This window comes from Paranoxybacillus vitaminiphilus, assembly GCF_003259935.1.
Taxonomy (GTDB): domain Bacteria; phylum Bacillota; class Bacilli; order Bacillales; family Anoxybacillaceae; genus Paranoxybacillus; species Paranoxybacillus vitaminiphilus.
On the sequence record NZ_QLMH01000011.1, the window covers coordinates 16,366 to 35,150 of the forward strand.

Annotated in this window: 17 protein-coding genes; 12 read left to right on the forward strand and 5 right to left on the reverse strand. The window is 39.4% G+C overall.

The features are described from left to right. The first annotated feature begins 378 nt into the window (after positions 1–378). The 5 genes from B0I26_RS12370 (at position 379) to B0I26_RS12390 (ending at position 6,715) form a co-directional block, all read left to right on the forward strand. The gene (locus B0I26_RS12370; RefSeq protein WP_111645745.1) at positions 379–1,803 is read left to right on the forward strand and encodes a PTS mannitol transporter subunit IICB; all 1,425 of its coding nucleotides are present in this window, start codon (positions 379–381) and stop codon (positions 1,801–1,803) included. Between the two features lie 158 nt (positions 1,804–1,961). After that, positions 1,962–4,052 (forward strand): BglG family transcription antiterminator, encoded by a 2,091-nt coding sequence (locus B0I26_RS12375; RefSeq protein WP_111645746.1) that lies wholly within the window; start codon positions 1,962–1,964, stop codon positions 4,050–4,052. A 12-nt stretch (positions 4,053–4,064) separates the two neighbouring features. Next, positions 4,065–4,496, forward strand: coding sequence for a PTS sugar transporter subunit IIA (locus B0I26_RS12380; protein ID WP_181502896.1), 432 nt, complete (start codon positions 4,065–4,067; stop codon positions 4,494–4,496). Position 4,497: 1 nt separating this feature from the next. Further along, a complete protein-coding gene (locus tag B0I26_RS12385; RefSeq protein WP_111645748.1) occupies positions 4,498–5,655 on the forward strand; it encodes a mannitol-1-phosphate 5-dehydrogenase in 1,158 nt (385 codons plus the stop codon). Positions 5,656–5,923: 268 nt separating this feature from the next. After that, positions 5,924–6,715 carry a putative hydro-lyase gene (locus tag B0I26_RS12390; protein WP_094245042.1) on the forward strand — a complete coding sequence of 264 codons (792 nt, stop codon included), beginning with the start codon at positions 5,924–5,926 and terminating at the stop codon, positions 6,713–6,715. 292 nt (positions 6,716–7,007) lie between these two features. On the opposite strand, the gene B0I26_RS12395 is transcribed toward B0I26_RS12390, so the two are convergent. Together B0I26_RS12395 and B0I26_RS12400 are read right to left on the reverse strand one after the other, a co-directional pair. Then, a complete protein-coding gene (locus B0I26_RS12395; protein WP_111645749.1) occupies positions 7,008–7,463 on the reverse strand; it encodes a CBO0543 family protein in 456 nt (151 codons plus the stop codon). After that, positions 7,390–8,559, reverse strand: coding sequence for a DUF2515 domain-containing protein (locus B0I26_RS12400; RefSeq protein WP_409991434.1), 1,170 nt, complete (start codon positions 8,557–8,559; stop codon positions 7,390–7,392). The genes B0I26_RS12395 and B0I26_RS12400 overlap by 74 nt, the downstream gene beginning before the upstream one ends. An 89-nt stretch (positions 8,560–8,648) precedes the next feature. On the opposite strand from B0I26_RS12400, the gene B0I26_RS12405 reads away from it, so the two are divergent. The 6 genes from B0I26_RS12405 to B0I26_RS12430 all read left to right on the forward strand — a co-directional run bounded on the left by B0I26_RS12405 (position 8,649) and on the right by B0I26_RS12430 (position 13,988). Further along, positions 8,649–9,350: a hypothetical protein gene (locus tag B0I26_RS12405; RefSeq protein WP_245934782.1), complete on the forward strand. Its 702-nt coding sequence runs from the start codon at positions 8,649–8,651 to the stop codon at positions 9,348–9,350. Positions 9,351–9,494: 144 nt separating this feature from the next. Next, positions 9,495–10,256 (forward strand): IclR family transcriptional regulator, encoded by a 762-nt coding sequence (locus B0I26_RS12410; protein WP_111645750.1) that lies wholly within the window; start codon positions 9,495–9,497, stop codon positions 10,254–10,256. Then, positions 10,243–10,989 (forward strand): 5-oxoprolinase subunit PxpB, encoded by a 747-nt coding sequence (pxpB, locus tag B0I26_RS12415; RefSeq protein ID WP_111645751.1) that lies wholly within the window; start codon positions 10,243–10,245, stop codon positions 10,987–10,989. Before B0I26_RS12410 ends, pxpB begins: the two co-directional genes overlap by 14 nt. After that, a complete protein-coding gene (locus B0I26_RS12420; protein ID WP_111645752.1) occupies positions 10,967–11,971 on the forward strand; it encodes a 5-oxoprolinase subunit C family protein in 1,005 nt (334 codons plus the stop codon). The genes pxpB and B0I26_RS12420 overlap by 23 nt, the downstream gene beginning before the upstream one ends. Before the next feature lie 2 nt (positions 11,972–11,973). Beyond that, a complete protein-coding gene (gene pxpA / locus B0I26_RS12425) occupies positions 11,974–12,735 on the forward strand; it encodes a 5-oxoprolinase subunit PxpA (RefSeq protein WP_111645753.1) in 762 nt (253 codons plus the stop codon). 23 nt (positions 12,736–12,758) lie between these two features. Then, on the forward strand, positions 12,759–13,988 hold the full coding sequence (locus tag B0I26_RS12430) for an NRAMP family divalent metal transporter (RefSeq protein ID WP_111645817.1): 1,230 nt from the start codon (positions 12,759–12,761) through the stop codon (positions 13,986–13,988). A gap of 412 nt (positions 13,989–14,400) precedes the next feature. On the opposite strand, the gene B0I26_RS12435 is transcribed toward B0I26_RS12430, so the two are convergent. The 3 genes from B0I26_RS12435 to B0I26_RS12445 are packed head-to-tail and all read right to left on the reverse strand — an operon-like array spanning position 14,401 to position 16,927. Then, on the reverse strand, positions 14,401–15,276 hold the full coding sequence (locus B0I26_RS12435; protein ID WP_111645754.1) for a fructosamine kinase family protein: 876 nt from the start codon (positions 15,274–15,276) through the stop codon (positions 14,401–14,403). A gap of 4 nt (positions 15,277–15,280) precedes the next feature. Then, a complete protein-coding gene (locus tag B0I26_RS12440) occupies positions 15,281–16,003 on the reverse strand; it encodes an NAD-dependent protein deacylase (protein ID WP_111645755.1) in 723 nt (240 codons plus the stop codon). A gap of 27 nt (positions 16,004–16,030) precedes the next feature. Further along, positions 16,031–16,927 (reverse strand): DMT family transporter, encoded by an 897-nt coding sequence (locus B0I26_RS12445; RefSeq protein WP_111645756.1) that lies wholly within the window; start codon positions 16,925–16,927, stop codon positions 16,031–16,033. Between the two features lie 450 nt (positions 16,928–17,377). Here B0I26_RS12445 and B0I26_RS12450 point away from each other — a divergent pair, with 450 nt between their 5' ends. Further along, positions 17,378–18,769, forward strand: a complete 1,392-nt coding sequence (locus B0I26_RS12450) for a methyl-accepting chemotaxis protein (protein ID WP_111645757.1) — start codon at positions 17,378–17,380, stop codon at positions 18,767–18,769. Positions 18,770–18,785: the final 16 nt, after the last annotated feature.

Below are 18,785 nucleotides of genomic sequence, written 5' to 3' on the forward strand. Positions count from 1 at the left end.
ATCAAGAAAAGAATGTAAGAGCCAAATTAAATATGTTCTTTTTTTTCAGATAAGGGTGAAAATTTCATTATATATTTTGTCATTCAAAACGGAACCTAAAGTTGGCTACAATAATATAACAAGATCTATTCATACACCATTCCATCCAAGATGTATGTTCCTAACTAATAAAATTTAACATGTTCCTCCCTCTAAACAGAGCGGTTCATATTCGCTTGCTTGTTGCAATACTCACCACTTACCATGTTTATTCCTCAATCTTTTTTAAAAAATGACAATAATGTTTTAGACAAAATGATATTTACTTTTCGTTGAACCCCTTTTTGTAAGCGTTTTAAGATGAAATTGTAATAATTGAAAAAAGGGGGATTTGAAAAAATGGTTCAGGCAAAGGACAATCAATCAAGTTTTCGTGTAAGAATTCAACGGTTTGGCAGTTACTTAAGTGGAATGATTATGCCTAATATTGGCGCGTTTATTGCCTGGGGATTTATTACAGCATTGTTTATTCCGACAGGATGGATGCCGAATGAAGCATTTGCCAAACTTGTCGGCCCGATGATTACGTATTTATTACCATTATTAATTGGTTATACAGGCGGTAAGATGATTTATGATGTTCGCGGCGGCGTCGTCGGTGCGACTGCGACAATGGGGGTCATTGTCGGTTCTGACATTCCGATGTTTCTTGGCGCGATGATAATGGGACCGCTTGGCGGCTACATGATCAAGAAATTTGACCAACTCATCCAAGGAAAAGTCAAACAAGGATTTGAAATGCTAGTCAACAACTTTTCAGCGGGAATTATCGGCGGGATTTTAACGTTAATTGCCTTTAAAGGAATTGGACCAGTCGTTTTAGGACTAAACAAAACGTTAGCCGCTGGTGTGGAGGCAATAGTCAATCTCAAACTATTACCGTTAGCCAATATTTTTATTGAACCTGCGAAGGTTTTATTTTTAAATAACGCGATCAACCATGGAATTTTAAGCCCACTTGGAATCGAGCAGGCTGCTGAAACAGGTAAATCGATTTTATTCCTGCTTGAAACAAACCCGGGTCCTGGCCTTGGTATTTTGCTTGCTTACTGGCTGTTTGGTAAAGGAACGGCAAAACAGTCTGCTCCAGGTGCCGTGATCATTCATTTTCTTGGAGGCATTCACGAAATTTACTTCCCGTATATTTTAATGAAACCGATATTAATTTTAGCAGCGATGGCTGGCGGAGTGAGCGGCGTTTTAACGTTTACATTATTTAATGCAGGACTTGTAGCCGTTCCATCTCCGGGAAGTATTTTCGCGTTGTTAGCAATGACTCCAAAGGGGAACCACCTTGGAGTATTGGCTGGGGTAGTTGTTGCAGCAGCGATCTCATTCCTCGTCGCTTCTATTTTCTTAAAATCTGCGAAAAATAATGAAGAAGAGGAAGACTTGAACAAGGCGACAGAAAAAATGCAGCAATTAAAAGGGAAAAAGAGTGAGGTTGCGGCTGTGCTGCAAAAAGAAGCAGCCATTCCATCCAAAGTAAGCAAAATTGTGTTTGCTTGTGATGCAGGAATGGGTTCAAGCGCCATGGGAGCTTCGATTTTACGAAATAAGGTACAGAAAGCAGGATTGGATATTGAAGTAACGAATACAGCTATCAATCAGCTTCCGGAAGATGCGGATATTGTAATTACGCATCAAAATTTAACAGAGCGCGCAAAGGAGAAACTGCCAAACGCATTTCACGTTTCAGTTGAAAACTTCCTAAATAGCCCGAAATATGACGAGTTAATTAAAACGTTGAAAGAAAATAACTAAAGTGGTAGATGCCATTTTTAAAAATGGCAACAATGAAAAGGATAAAAAAGAAATATCTATTTGTTGTATGAAAGGAATAAACACTCTAAAATTTGCTTGGAAAGATGATTTCTAAATCATGTCAACATGGTTGCTCGAACGGGACGGGTGAAGAAATTATGTATATATCTGCACGAGAGAGAAAAATACTCGATATTTTATTGTCTCATGATAAAGGGATTCCGGTAAGGGAGCTTGCCGAGCAGCTTAACGTAAGTAATCGTACGGTTCACCGCGATTTAAAAGGTGTAGAACGCATTTTGCAAGATTATCATTTGCAACTCGTAAAAAAATCGGGAGTCGGCATCCAAATAGTTGGAGATGATCACAATAAAAAAGAACTGCAACTACATCTTTTTCATTTATCCCATACCGAATATACACCGGAGGAGCGGCAAACGATTGTCCTCATTACTTTATTGGAGGCAGTAGAGCCTGTAAAGCTTTTATCTCTTGCCAATGATTTAAATGTCACCGTAGCAACCATTAGCCATGATTTAGATAAAATAAGTGAAAACATTGAACGATACGGGCTTTCTCTTATTCGAAAAAGAGGATATGGGGTCGAAATTGCCGGATCTGAATCGGCGAAACGGAGGATGATGAGCGAGTTATTATTCAATCATTTCGGTGAATATGAATTTCTTTCGTTAATGAAAGAATCCATTCAAAAACGATCGGCAGAAACTCTCAACATCGTGACTGAGAAGCTCCTCGGACTCATTGATAAGAAAAACTTATTAATCATTGAAAGGCAAATCGAGAATATTAAAGACGAGCTTCCTTTTACGATTGCGGATAGTTCCTATGTTGCCTTAGTTGTCCATCTTGCTTTGGCTGTTGAGCGGATTATTCAAGGAGAATCGATTAATTTTGATCCACAATATTTAGAAACCATTCGCGTAACGAAGGAATACAAAACAGCCGAAAAAATTGCAAGATCGCTGGAAAATGTATTCGATATAACGATACCGAATGAAGAAATTGGCTATATTACGATGCATTTGATGGGAGCGAAGCTTCGAGATCGTCAAGATTATATGTTAGAGGAAGCTAGCTTTGAAGTAGGAATCAAAGCACAAGAGTTGATTCGCTTTGTCAGCCATGAACTGAACGTAGATTTAACAGATGATTATCCTTTATTTCAGGATTTAGTCGTTCATTTAAAGCCGGCGATTTATCGTATACAACATAACATGGGGATTGCCAATCCCCTTTTATCCAAAATTGTTCAAGACTATCCTGAGCTTTTTTCTACGTTAGAAAAAGGAGTAGAAGAAGTATTTCCTGATCTGACTGTTCCAAGGGAAGAAATCGGTTATTTAGTTCTTCACTTTGCTTCCGCTCTATTAAGAGAAAGAAAGGGGTTGCACGCTTTAGTTATCTGTTCAAGCGGTTTAGGTACGGCAAAAATATTAGCAACAAGATTGAAAAAAGAAATTCCTGACATTGTGCATATTCAACATACATCAGTTTTTGAGTTGAAAGAAGCGGATATGGAACAATATGATCTTATTGTTTCTACAGTGCCGCTTCACAACTTTACAGGACATTATTTTGTCGTGAGCCCGATCCTTCAAGAAAGGGAAATTACAACAATAAAAAAATTTCTTGAAAATCAAAAAGTGAAAGCTCCAAAAGAACCGGACCATCCACTGATGGAAGGTGCTGTGAAAGTTGCAGAAAAGCTCAAATCTGTTCAAAAAGTGAGCGAAACAATTGTCAATATTTTGAATGGTTTTGTTTTACAAAAATTAGATGGAGATTCTGTTGAGGAAGCGCTGTCTGAAGCGTGTCACCGGCTGTATCAAAGAGGGGTTATTAGCGATAAGGAACAAGTTCTTACCCAATTGTTAAACAGAGAAAAAATAGGGGGATTAGGAATACCGGAAACTCCTTTTGCTTTGTACCATACTCGGAGTCCGGCTATTATTCTTCCTTCCTTTACCATTTATACGTTAACGAAATGGCAGACAGTAACCGGCATGCATGAAAAGCAAATGAAGGTGAACAAGATCTTATTGCTGTTGGCACCAGAGTCTGCTGCTCAAGAGATGCTTTCTGTTTTAAGTCATATTAGTTCTTTAATTATTAAAGATGAAGAAAGTATAGCCTTATTCGCGTCAGAAGACGACGAAAAAATTTATTCTTTTTTAAGCCACCATTTAGAGAAATTTTTTTACGAGTATATTGAAAATCATAAGGAGTGAACAAAATTGTCAATGCCAGTATTAAAGAAAGAGAATATTATTTTACGTGCATCTGTTGCAGATAAAACAGAAGCGATTCGTTTAGCAGGGAACATTTTAGTTGACCAAGGTTATGTTGAACCTTCTTATGTCGATAAAATGTTCGAGCGGGAAGCACTAACATCAACGTATATGGGGAACTTTGTTGCCATTCCTCATGGTACGGAGGAGGCGAGAAGCCTAGTGAAACACGCAGGCATTTCCGTCGTCCAAATACCTGATGGGGTCGATTTTGGCGATGGAAATATTGCAAAAATACTAATTGGAATTGCTGGAAAAAACAACGAACATCTCGAGATTCTTTCAAAGATTGCTATTGTTTGTTCAGAAGAAGAAAATATTCAAAAAATCATAGAAGCAGCAAGTGAAGAGGAGATCATCGACCTTTTGAACGAGGTGAATTAATATGTTAGCCGTCCATTTTGGTGCAGGAAATATTGGCAGGGGCTTTATCGGCAGTTTGCTGTCCAAATCGGGTTATGAGGTTGTTTTTGTCGATGTAAATGATGAAATCGTTCGCTTGTTAAATGAGAAAAAGGAGTATCGGGTTCTGATTGCTGATGAATCTGGAAAAGAGGAAGTCATTCGCAATGTTTCCGCTGTGAATAGTCAAAAGGAATATGACAAAGTGATTCATTATTTAATAGAAGCAGATTTAGTGACAACAGCGGTCGGACCGAATATTTTACCAGTCATCTCGTCTACCTTGGCTGAGGGGCTTCGCAAGAGATTATCAGTCAATCCAAAACCGTTACATATCATTGCATGTGAAAATATGATCGGCGGAAGCACCTTCCTGAAGGAAAAAGTTTTCGAAAAAATTTCCGAAGAAGAAAAAAGTTTATTCGAAAAAAATTACGGTTTTCTCGATTGCGCCGTAGACCGCATCGTTCCGAATCAAAAAAACAGCGATCCGCTGACGGTAACAGTCGAGCCGTTTTTTGAATGGGTTGTGGAACAAAAGAATGCGGTTGGGGACATTCCAAAAGTGAAAGGCATGCAGCTTGTTCATGATTTAATGCCTTATATTGAGAGAAAACTTCTTACAGTGAATACCGGACATGCGATTGCTGCCTATTTAGGATATAACAAAAAACTTCAAACAATTAAAGAAGCGATGGATGATGAGGAAATTTATTCTGATGTACAAAAGGCACTAAGCGAATCAGGTGCTGTGCTCGTGAAGAAGTACGGCTGGGATGAAAATGAACATCAGGCATATATAGAAAAAATTATTCATCGATTTACAAATCCTTCTATTTCAGATGAAATCGTAAGAGTAGCCCGTTCCCCGATTCGCAAGCTCGGAGCGAATGACCGTTTAATGAAACCGGCCAAGCAATATTACGAATTATTCAAAGAAGTTCCGATCGGTTTGACGAAAGGAATTGCCGCGCTGTTATTGTTTGATTATAAAGAGGACCCTGAAGCCATCGAGCTGCAAGAAACGATCAAAAAAGTTGGAATGGAGGGAGCCCTCTTCCAATACTCGCAATTAGAAAAGGAGCATCCTCTTGTCGCTGCTATTCAGAAGCAAGTTGAATGGTTGAAAGAAAGTAAGTAAAAAAGGGATTCATGCGAAGAAGAGTTGGCCGAACAGATTCTAATCAATCGCCAACTCTTCTTTATTTTTTATATTAAAAACTGAAATAAAGACACCATGAGGCTCTTCGTGTGTTACTTATGAACAATGTTGAGTTTTAATCTAATTTTGCGACGTTAGGGGACAAAAGGCAAGTAAATATAGTAAAATAAAAAATATACATAATTTTTAGATAAATATTTTAAACCTTTGAGGATTTTTTAATCAAATGAAGGAGGAAAAGCAGGAAATGAAAGAATTATCAACTGCGCATCCATCAAAAGTTCGTGAATATATTCGCAGAAATGAATGGCGGAAGCCTACATCAGGGCTTGCCAATGGCTTCACTCAAGCCAATTTAGTCATTTTGAGAAAGGAGCTGGCTTTTGAATTTTTATTATTTTGCCAGCGTAATCCTAAGCCTTGTCCGGTTATCGATGTGACAGAGCCAGGTTCTCCGATTCCGCAGCTCGTTGCTCCTGATGCGGATTTACGGACCGATCTCCCGAAATACAGAATCTATCGAAACGGCGAATTAGTTGAAGAAGTCGATCATATTGTTTCTTATTGGGAAGATGATATGGTTGCTTTCTTGCTTGGATGCAGCTTTACTTTTGAAAAGGCTTTGCTGGATAACGGAATTCCGGTTCGTCATATCGAATGTGGAAGCAATGTGCCGATGTATAAAACGAATATTCCTTGTGTTAAAGCCGGACGTTTCGAAGGTCCTATGGTTGTTAGCATGCGTCCGATTCCGGAAAAAGATGTTGTGCGCGCCGTTCAGGTAACGAGCCGTTTTCCAGCTGTTCACGGAGCACCTATTCATATTGGGAATCCTGAATCAATTGGCATCCGCGATCTTCAGAAGCCGGATTTTGGTGCCCCTGTTCCTATCAACGATGGGGAAGTCCCGGTGTTTTGGGCATGTGGAGTGACACCCCAAGCGGTAGCCATGCAAGTGAAGCCGGAATTGATGATTACCCATGCACCAGGTCATATGTTTATTACAAATTTACGTGAAGAACAGTTTGGGGTTTTATAATAAAATTTAACTCAAATTTTCAAATAAATAAAGGAATCAGCTTGAAATGCGTATCGTTTTGAGCTGGGTTCCTTTATTTTTATATAAACACTTCCATACATCTCTTCACATTTTTCTCGACTCCAGAGAGCTAAGCTTAACTATATAAATTTTTGTATTTATATGAAATATATACCATTTGCATCAAAAAGTAAGTTATACAGATGAAGCAGCATTGCCCTTTGTTTAAACTGCGCCTAACAGATAGTTGGACTATAACCAATCCCCTGCCTCATGAATAATGTCCAATGATTTACATGGAACTCATCCATCGGTAGAACTTCCAAATGATTGTCATAAAAAGTACATATCCAAAAAAGGAATAGCTATGTTTCCATTGATCATTGTGAACAAACCATCCGATTGCTTCTGATTGTTTTTCACTAAGCATCATGATTAGACTAATCGTGACGATAAAAACTCCTTTTTTCCAAGTTTTCATCTTTTCGATAAAATAAAGAAAAAAAGTTGTTAAGATTGGCAGGCCAAGCAGTGTAAATGCAATGTTAATGGTAAAAATATTTGAATATGGCCGGACCGGAAAGCTATACCATTGTTTTCCGACAAAATAAAGATCTAAATAGGTTCCGAGCCATGAGGCAAACAGAATGGTAGAAATATAAGCGGAAAAATGTTTACTGCGGGCGGAAAATGGCTTTCTTTGCGATAATTGCAAGTTCCATTTTTTCGAGTGTTTGGCAGTATTCATCGGTAATCTCTCCATTCACATCTTCCTCTTGTTTGTTTAAATAATCGATAATGGTCCAGTCATCGAACCAATCCTCTATGTCTGCTTCTGTATGTGTAACGTTTTTCCATGCGTACGCTAATCTTGGACTATATATCCGGGGGCTTCCTTGTTGTATTTGACAATCCTTTATGCGGCGTTTGTAAGGCTGCCCTGGCGCTGATTCGTAAACGTCATTAAACAGGTGGGGCCAGTAATCTTTACGAGTTCCCGTATGCGGCTGAGACATAGCCCAACGAACAACTTTATTCAACATATCTTTCTTGTGAAAAAGTAAAGAATATAATCGTTTTCCTAATAAGATCCGTTCATGAAGCGAATCGAATTTATGTAACGTTTGCCCAATGAGCCCTATATTTTGCTCTGCATGTTCGGAGTTATAGAATGGAAAAAGAATATGATTTAACGAGAGAAAATCTTGAAGTTTAAATTCAATCGTATTCAATACTTTCTTTTGAAAAAGGTGATTTTCAATGACTTGTTTTTGCAAATAGCTTTGTTCATTCATCACGAGAGCAATGGCCAGTATATAGGGGTTACGATATTGCCAAAAGTGGCTCCAGATCGTTTCCATAAATGTTGATACATGAAAAATAGGAAGAAGGTAAAAAAGCGGTCTTTTTCTTTTCTTGCTTTCTTCATAAAGTAAAAATTGCGGATATACATCTTGAAAAATAAGCCGATTTCCGCGTTCCAAAAAGGAAAAGAAGGACTGCTGCTCCTTTTCCGCTAACAAATTTGTTAACAGCTCCCCCTTTAAATCGGTCATATTCCAGCCGCCGTTTCTTGATACCATATGTCCCAAAAGCGCCCAATGGATTTCCGGATGCCGCTGATAAAAATCAAAGTATGCTTGCGTTCTTGTTACGTTGTTTTCATTTTTTATTTTAGTTTGAGTGAGTATTTGTTGGACTAGCTTTTTTTCCGCTTTGGTTAAATCGGTTTCTTTCATCGCTCCCATCTTTAAACCTTTGCTTTTTTTCTTTAACTCCTCTTTTATTTCCTGAAGAAATGGAGGGATAACCGGCTTTTTCTTTTTCTTTATTAGACCAAAAATGTCTACCACTCCCTCGATGAATCGTTTTCAAGGTGCGGGAATAAGTATAGATAAGTGCTCATTTTTCCAAAATGAAAGGAATGGCGAGTGTGAGGTTTGAGATCAACCGAATCGTGAATCAATTGAAAAATGAACAATCTCCGGATGGTTCATGGCGTTATCCTTTTGAAACAGGCATTTCAACAGATGCTTATATGATCATCTTATTACGTACGTTGGAAATAAATGATGAAGACTTCATCAAAGCGTTAGTGGAAAGAATCGAAAGTAAGCAGCAAAGTAACGGAGCATGGAAGCTTTTTGATGACGAAGGGGAAGGGAATTTAACGGCAACCGTTGAAGCCTATTATGCGCTTCTCTATTCGGGATATCGCAAGAAAAACGAAAAAAACATGCAAGCTGCAAAACAGCGGATTTTAGAAATGGGTGGAATAGAAAACGTGCATATGTTTGCTAAATTTATGCTTTCTTTAACAGGACAATATCCATGGCCGAAATTTTTTCCTATTCCCGTTGAAATCGTCCTTTTGCCGCTTTTTTGGGATTTTTCCGTCTATGGAAGGGCTAATCTTACACCTATTTTCATTCTGGCTGATAACAAATATCGTGTGAAGACGAGAAGAAGTCCGGATCTTTCCGATTTATTTGTTTCGCGATTGAAAGAAGAGGATGACTGGAGATTGTTACAAATCGATCGGTCTTTTCTTTCTTATATAACGCAGGGAATCAAAAGCTTTATTGGTTTACCGGAATCTATTCACTCTACAGCGATTCATTATGCCAAACAATAAATATATGTTAAACCGTATAGAATTATTTCTGAATAAAAATAAAATTTTGTTGATTTTTTCTTGATTGATAAATATAATGAGTATCAAAAAAATATCCATTTTTCAGAATATTAATTCCGATATTCAGAACAAAAGGAGATTTTTATGAATAAAACGGTAGTGAAAGCGCTGGAACTACTGCAGTTGTTTACGGCATACGAACAATTAACGCTGCAACAAATGGTACAGTTGACGAAACTGCCAAAAACATCGGTCTATCGAATGGTTCAGTCATTAGTGGCAAGCGGATTTCTAAAAAAAGATGGGGAAGCTTATGAACTTGGACTGTCCTTGTTGCAGTTTGGCTGCTTAGTTGCGGAACGATTGGATGTTCGAAAAGTAGCGTTACCGATTATGGAGCAATTACGAGAAGAAACGAATGAAGCCGTTAATTTGGTTGTCAAGGACGGCGATGAAGCCATTTATGTAGAAAAAGTAGAAACATCAGAACCGGTTCGGGTGTATACAAGGGTGGGAAGAAGAGCCCCGCTTTATGCCGGGGCATGTCCGCGCGTCTTGCTTTCCTTTATGCCAAGCGAAGAACAAAAGCAATATCTTGACCGTGTCGAATTGATCCCAATTGCCTCAAAAACAATTGTCGATCGTGAGAAACTAAAGACTGTGGTGAATGAAGCAAAGAGAAAAGGATATACAGTAAGTCATTCGGAGTTAGCCGACCATTCTTCTGCTGTTGCAGTTCCTATTTTTAATCATGAAGGAAAGGTTGTAGCAGGATTAAGTGTTGTCGGACCGGAAAGTCGTTTTCAGCCTTCTTATATTGAACAATTAGTTCCCAAATTAAAGCATGCAGCAGAACAAATTTCAAAAGCACTTGGTTTTATCGGAGGAAAAGATGTTGAGTTATGAGCTGATACCGCTTAGTGAGAATGCGTTAGTAATCAAATTTGGCGAACAAATTACTCCTGACATTCATGAACGAGTCCGCCAAGTTTCTACCTATTTCATAGAGCACCATGTAGAAGGAATTATTGAGGTCGTTCCTGCCTATACAACGGTTACCGTATATTATGATCCAGTACGGTTCGCGAAGAATACAAACCGGAAATGGCATATAGAGGTTCTGCCTTTTGAGAGAATTTGTGCGGTACTGAAAAATATCCTTTCGTCATTAGAGTATGCCGATGCTCCTCAAGGAAAGGAAGTCGTGATTCCTGTTTGTTATGGAGGAGAGTTTGGACCGGATTTAGAAGAAGTAGCGAGAAGAAATCAATTAACACCTGAAGAAGTGATCGATATTCATACGAACGGCCATTATCTTGTGTACATGATTGGGTTTGCGCCGGGATTTGCTTATTTAGGCGGCATGTCAGAAAAAATTGCCACACCGCGAAAAGATTCGCCGCGATTACATATTCCTGCTGGATCTGTTGGGATTGCCGGCATGCAAACGGGAGTATATCCGATTGAAAGCCCGGGAGGATGGCAATTAATCGGGAGAACACCGCTCCAATTATTCCGTCCGCATCATCCGCAGCCGAGTTTATTACAAACTGGAGACCGTGTTCGCTTTCAAGCGATAACAAAGGAAGAATATAAGCAGATTCAGGAGGAAAACAATGGGGATTCGCGTTATTCGTAGCGGATTATTAACGACGATTCAAGATTTAGGCCGGTTTGGTTTTCAAAAGGACGGCGTGATTGTGAGCGGGGCAATGGACCAATTTGCGCATCGCATCGCAAACATTCTTGTCGGAAATGAAGAATCAGAAGGTACGCTGGAGATGACGTTGATTGGTCCAACGCTTGTTTTTGAGGAAGATGCACTGATTGCGATATGCGGCGGGGAATTTGAAGCAAGCATCGATGGACATGAAGTACCGTTATGGCGTCCTATTTTGGTTAAACAAGGCAGTGTACTTACGATCGGACATTGTCGCGCAGGATGCCGAGCTTATTTGGCTGTGGCCGGAGGTTTTCAGCTTCCAAAGGTGATGAACAGCCAATCAACGTATTTACTTGCACGTATCGGAGGTTTTCAAGGACGAGCTTTAGAAAAAGGCGATGTGCTTTTGCTTCGGGAGCCGGGGCGAAATCAGGATTCGTTGCTGTTTGATAAGAGGAGAACAGCTCTTCCTTTTATAGTTATGAGCTGGGGAATTTCATTTGAGCTTCGTTCCTATTTTTATGGAGCGCCAAAAACAATCCGTGTCATTCGCGGTGCACAATTTGCTGATTTTACGAGGCAAAGCCAGGAACAGTTTTTGACTCAATTATATAAAGTAACCCCTCAATCGAATCGAATGGGCTATCGTCTTGACGGACCTTCACTTGAGAGAAAACAGTCAACAGAAATGGTTTCGGAAGCAGTCACTTTTGGAACGGTTCAAGTGCCAGCTGAGGGAAAACCGATTGTATTAATGGCGGATCGTCAAACGACAGGGGGGTATCCGAAAATCGCGCAAGTAATTGCTGTCGATTTGCCCGTTTTAGCACAAACGAAGCCGGGAGAACTAATTGTATTTCACGACATTTCATTTGAAGAAGCACAACGATTATATCTTCAACGCGAATTTGAGCTTAAGCAATGCAAAAAAGCGATTATATCGAAAATGGGGGGATGAGGATGTATCGCGTCGATCTGAATTGCGATATGGGAGAAAGCTTTGGAGTATATCGAATTGGGAACGATGAAGATATTTTAAATTACGTGACATCAGCGAACATTGCTTGCGGTTTTCATGCAGGTGATCCATCAACGATGCGCAGAACAGTCCACATGGCGTTAGAAAAAGGGGTAAGTATCGGTGCACATCCGGGTTTACCTGATTTAATCGGATTCGGAAGAAGAAACATGGCGATTACTCCGGAAGAAGCGTATGATCTGATTGTTTATCAAGTAGGAGCTTTATATGCGTTTGTCAAGGCAGCAGGTGGAAAGATGCAGCATGTGAAACCGCATGGCGCCTTGTACAATATGGCTGCAAAAGACCAAGCACTTTCAGAAGCGATTGCAAAAGCAGTTTATGACATTGATCCAACGTTAGTGTTGTTTGGATTAGCAGGAAGCGAATTAATTAAAGCCGGAGAGAGGGTTGGCTTAAAGACAGCCAATGAAGTGTTTGCCGATCGTACATATCAACAAGACGGTTCGTTAACACCACGTCGTGAGCCTAACGCTTTGATTAATAACGAACAAGAAGCGATACGGCAAGTGATTCGAATGGTGAAAGAAGGAAAAGTGCGGTCACAGCAAGGAGTCGATGTGAATATTCAAGCAGATACGATTTGTATTCATGGAGATGGACCGCATGCGTTAACATTTGCCAAAAAAATTCGCGAGGATCTAACAGAATCTGGAATTGTTGTTCAATCTATTCGTCAATGATAAAGGGGAAATAGGAGATGAGCATGGAAAAAGAAACGAAGAAAAACGGAGTCATACCATCTGTAAAACAATCTTCCCGCATGAGTATATTGTTAGGTGCCATATTTTTAATGGCTACTTCAGCAATCGGACCGGGATTTCTTACACAAACGACTGTATTTACACAACAGTTGGCCGCAAGCTTTGGCTTTGTCATTCTTGTTTCCATCTTGCTTGATATTGGAGCACAGATGAACATTTGGCGGATTATGGCTGTTTCTGAAAAACGAGCGCAAGATATAGCGAATTTAGTGTTACCAGGATTAGGGTATTTCGTTGCCGCACTTATTGTTCTCGGCGGTTTGGCGTTTAATGTCGGGAATATTGCTGGCGCAGGACTCGGGATGAATGTGCTGTTCGGAGTTTCAGCAGAAACAGGGGCACTCATTAGCGCGGTGATTGCTGTTGCAATTTTCCTCGTCCGTGAAGCAGCTAAAGTAATGGATCGCTTTGCCCAGTTGATGGGAATTATTATGATAGGCTTGACATTGTATGTTGTATTTACAGCAAAGCCGCCGGTAGGTGAAGCGGTAGTAAAATCGTTTGTTCCTGATACGATTGATATGCTTGCCATTGTTACACTCGTCGGCGGAACTGTTGGAGGCTATATTACGTTTTCAGGTGGACACCGTTTATTAGATGCAGGTATCAAAGGGAAGGATGCTTTACCGGAAGTGACGCGCAGTGCTATTTCTGCTATCGGGGTAGCTTCCATTATGAGAATTGTGCTATTTTTAGCAGCGTTAGGTGTTGTTGCTAAAGGGCTTACACTCGACTCTTCCAATCCTCCAGCTTCCGTGTTTCAATTAGCGGCAGGGGAAGTTGGATATAAGTTATTTGGGATTGTGATGTGGGCTGCGGCGATCACATCGGTCATTGGGGCAGCTTATACATCCGTTTCTTTTATTCGTACGTTTCATAAAAGCATAGAAACGTATCATCGTTGGATTATTGTTGTCTTTATTATTATTTCTACTATTATTTTCATATCAATTGGAAAACCGGTAAAAACGTTGATTCTCGTTGGAGCATTAAATGGATTGATTTTGCCAATCTCTCTTGGCGTCATGCTGGTTGCCGCATACAAACGCAATATCGTTGGAGATTATAAACATCCGCTTTGGATGACGATTTTTGGAGGAATTGTCGTTATTGTTATGGCTTATATGGGCATTTACACATTAATTACCCAAATTCCACAGTTATTTTCATAAGCCGCTCTATAAGTAACTGTACCGAGTGATTAGTATTATTGCGGTTCGTCGGAAGGGGGGGATTCTCTCCTTCTTTATTATTATGCGTTTTATATACAGTTTAAGAGAGACAGTGCAGAAAAATTATTTGAAGCATCTACGATCGCGGTAAAAATGACCAAAACAAAAATGAGGGTGTCCCAAAAGCCCAGGGTCAGATCTAGGACATCGTGTTAGATGAATGAACGATATATTGTGAAACGCGCGTAAGGTCAGACCCTTAGGAGACAGCCTCATTTTTTTCATAATCACCAAGAAGATTTTTGGAGACACACATAAACCAATGTGGAAGAACGGCAGACAACCCAATTTTTAATTAATTTAATTAATTAGATAGTGTGAATTAACTTTCAACAAAGATGAAAAAGGCAAGCTATCCAACATACTTTTGCAAAATTCGATCGACGGAATAACCATAAGTTTCTCCAAATAGATTGAGATGAACAAGCAAATAAAACAGCTGATACAGCTCTTTTCTTTCCTTATATTCTAATGAAAGCGGTTGGATCTCATTGTACGCTTCATAAAATTGAGCTGGAAATCCGCCAAATAATTCTGTAAACGCTATTTCGAATTCGTGATGCCCATAAAACACAGAAGGGTCTATAAGATAAGGCATTCCTTTTGCTCCGGCAATCCAATTTCCTCCCCAAAGGTCACCATGCAGTAAAGAAGGGCGACATTTTTCGGGAAGCCACCGTTCAAGGGAAGCTAACAATTTTTCGATTTTATTTCTTCTGTACGTTGGCATTCTTCCTTTTTGTTCTGCTAATTGAATTTGCGGAAGAAGCCGGCATTCGATAAAATAATCCATCCAGTTTTCATATAATCCATTTTTTTGCGGCAGCCAACCGATATAATTATCTTCGGCTAAACCAAAATGCGGACCGTAACATTGATGAAGTTGAGCCACTGCTTGGCCAAGCAAAACGGCTGTTTGTTTCGTTTTTTCCCCTTCGATCCATTCAAGCAAAAGCAAGCTATAGGCTCCGTTTTCTGCTTCCATGACATAATATACGTTTGGAACTTTAACAGTATTTGTTTTCCTAAGCAATTCAAGACCAACTGCTTCACTTTGAAAGAAGCGGGGCGGAACATTTTTGTTTATTTTCGCAAAATACGAACGACATTCGCTTTGTACATAATAGGAGGAATTAATGTCGCCGCCAGACACGTTTTTGCATTGGATGACTGCTGTTCGGTCGCCTATTTCGTCAAGCGCTTTCCGCAAAATGGCCGAAACGTTCATGTTGCTATTCACCCGCTTTTAACTCACTGTCTATTTCTTTGAGAATCTCACCGATTTTTCGGTGATGTATTACCAAGTCCGCCCATTCATCCAATTCCGTCGGTTCCATATTCACAATAACCAGCTTGGCGCCGTTTCGTTTGGCGATGAGAGGCAATTGGTTGGCTGGCGATACTTGTAAAGAAGAACCTAATACGATCAATAATTCTGCTTTTTGCGCAGCCAACCATGCTTTCTCAATCGCATCTGATGGCAGAGCCTCGCCAAATAAGACGACGGACGGGCGCAGAAAACCGCCACAAGTGCAGTAAAATTCTTCATTTATATACATATCGCTGGCGTACGCCTTATGACATCGTTGGCAATGAACGGTTCGCAATGAGCCGTGAAGTTCGATCACATTTTTGCTGCCGGCTTGCTGGTGAAATCCGTCCACATTTTGGGTAACAATGTTTTGGACCATTCCCCGTTTTTCCCACTCGGCTAAAAGGATATGTCCTGTATGCGGCTCACATTGTTGAAGTGTGCGAATACGGTATTGATAAAATGCAATAAACTCATCTCGATTGTGCTTAAGTGCGTATGTACTTGCTAGCTGTTGCGGGTTTTTTTGATTCCATAATCCTGTTTGTGCCGAACGGAAATCAGGCAATCCGCTTTCTGTCGACATGCCAGCCCCTGTAAGCACAACCGTATACTTGGACGTCTGTAACCATTGCGCTAACATTTTTTCACCTTCTTAATGATTTTTATTCTACACCTGCGTACTTTGCATGACCTTCTCTTTCGGTTTAGATATTTTTGTAGCAAAATAAACTCCGCTGAGCACTAGGGCACCGCCAATGATTTGTGATGCGAGAATTTTTTCTCCTAAAATTAATGTAATGATCGCAGTAAATACTGTAATTAAATTTAAATACACACCCGCATGGCTAGGCCCGACTTTTTTTACAGCCATATTCCAAAAAACGAAGGAACAGACCGATGGGAACAGCCACATATAAATGATTCCCGTAATTCCTCTGACGCTTAATTGGGTTATATCAAACGGTTGCAGAAAAAGAAATGGAAATAAAAAAATGACACTGAGAAAAACGGAACAAGCTGTTGCTGTAATAGGCGGAACAGCTAACCTTTTTCCGATAATCGAGTAAAAGACCCAGCATAAATTCGCCGCGAGCATCATTAAATCCCCGCGGTTATATGTTGTTTGAAAAATCCATTCCAAATGCCCCTTTGTTAATATGAAAAGCACTCCAATAAGGGAAAGTGCAAATCCTACGACATTCATCCAAGTCATTCGCTCTTTCAATATCATGAAAGAAAAAACAACCATCATAGCTGGATTCAGAGCATTGACCAATGAAGCATTGATCGGTGATGTGTATTCTAATGCTCCATAAAGCAGGAGATTATACCCGATCACACCAAGAAGCCCCATACAGCTTAATGGCAGCCAAGAACTTTTCAACACTTCGCGGTAATTAGGCCGTTCAATAAAATAAGAAATCGGAATGAGAAAAGTTAAGGATAAAAACCATCTGGTAAAAGTAATCCATAATGGGCTCATCTCGGTAACGACGTACTTTCCAAATACATAGTTTCCCGCCCAAAATAAATTTGCTAAAATTAAAAATATTCTTTCCTTCACTGCGAAATCTCCTATCTGTCTTAATTTGATTATATTTCCTATTTTACCAAATAACTAAGTATTATGTGTTATAAAATGCATTCAGATACTTGTCCCCTTGTCTCGCAGGCGTTTTTGTAAATATAATGAATAAAATTTCCGGGAAATCTGCCATTCTACTTCAGTTTTATCAATTCCCCTTCATTTTGTGAAGCGTTCTAGAAAAGATTTCGCAAAACGCCTGTGTGTACTCTTATTCCTTGAATCTCAAGAGCTTTATAACTATATGTCAATATTGGCTGTGTTTTTCATTCCTTAGTTGTTTAGTAGTCGATCTGTTTTTGTTAAGATATTTACCATCTTAATGAATAAATATAAAGAAAAAGTGAGAAAATTCTAATAAATATTTAATTTATTTTCATCGAATGTTATAATCATGTTATAAAATATAACATGAAAGGTGAGATTTTTATGTTTTTATTAAAACGACGTTCAAAAATAAATGAGAACGAGAAGCAAAATAGAGCAGCTCAAAGTGACAAGCAACATTTTGCCGGCCAAGTTCAAGTAGCAGCGGATCAACTAAAAGGGGTTATTGAACAAATGAAGCTTGCCGCGCTCTCACTTAATCAAACATCCACATCGAGTAAAAAGAGTACGATGGAGTTAATGGGACAGATCGAAAAGACAGTGGATTATACTTTGCGGGTATCAGAAAAGATGCGAATGATCGAATCATCCGCTCTGAAAATCTCAGCTGCTTCACAAGAAATCTATTCCAGCAGTCAATCATTCTATGAAGAGTTGATTCATTCATGGAACTCATTAAAAAAGCTGCAAGACGAAATGGATCAATTACGGAGAAGCCACCATATTTTACTAAAACAAATGGATAACTTAGTGAACCGTTCACAAGAAATTAATCAAATTCTTTCAACTATCGGGTCCATCTCACAAAAAACGAGCATTCTCGCGTTAAATGCAAACATTGAATCAGCAAGGGCCGGGAAGCATGGAAGAGGTTTTTCGGTTGTAGCAAATGAAGTTGGTCACTTGGCTAGTCAGACATCTAAAGCTGTTGAGCAAACGCGTGAAATTCTTTCGTTTGTTCAAGATGAAATTGCTTTGACTACAAACATGGTAAAGGCAGAAACAGAACAAATAGAAAATGGATCAGAGGAGATGCTGAATGTGCTTCGTATCCTTGATTCTTTTAAAGAAAAGCTAAGCAATATAACGGCAATGGTATCTGATTCTGTACAAGCGGCCGGGGCGCAATCTGACAGCGTTCAAGAAATTGCTTCGTTGCTTGACCGAATTTCGGGCATGGCGCTCAAAAATAAAGAACATGCATACAGGGTCACATTGGATATGGATGAACAACATCAAAGTATCGAACAAATGATGTCCATAAATGATGCTTTGGAAAAAACCTCCAATGAACTTCAAAGTATCATAAAAAAAGATGAGTCGCTTACTGTTGTCCAAATCGACGAAACGGTCATTGAAAGCATGAAAAAGAAAATTTCTACTCTTCTTCAATCCAATCCGTTCTATGAAATGAATGGAGAGCAGCATAAAAAATGCTTAAATGAATTTTTACAATCTAATACAGAAATTGAGGCTGTTTGGTCAAACAAATTGGATGGAACGTTTATTTATTCTAACCCTCCCGCTGGACTTGTCAATGCTAAAGCGCGTCCTTGGTTTATCGAAGCGGTCAAGGGACGAATTTATGTATCAGACATTTATACATCCGCCTTGACAAAAAACCCTTGTATTACTATTTCAGCCCCAATCTGCCATAACAATCAGGTTGTCGGAGTCATCGGTGTCGATTTATCCATTCGAAAAGACACATAGAACCGAATACGTATTT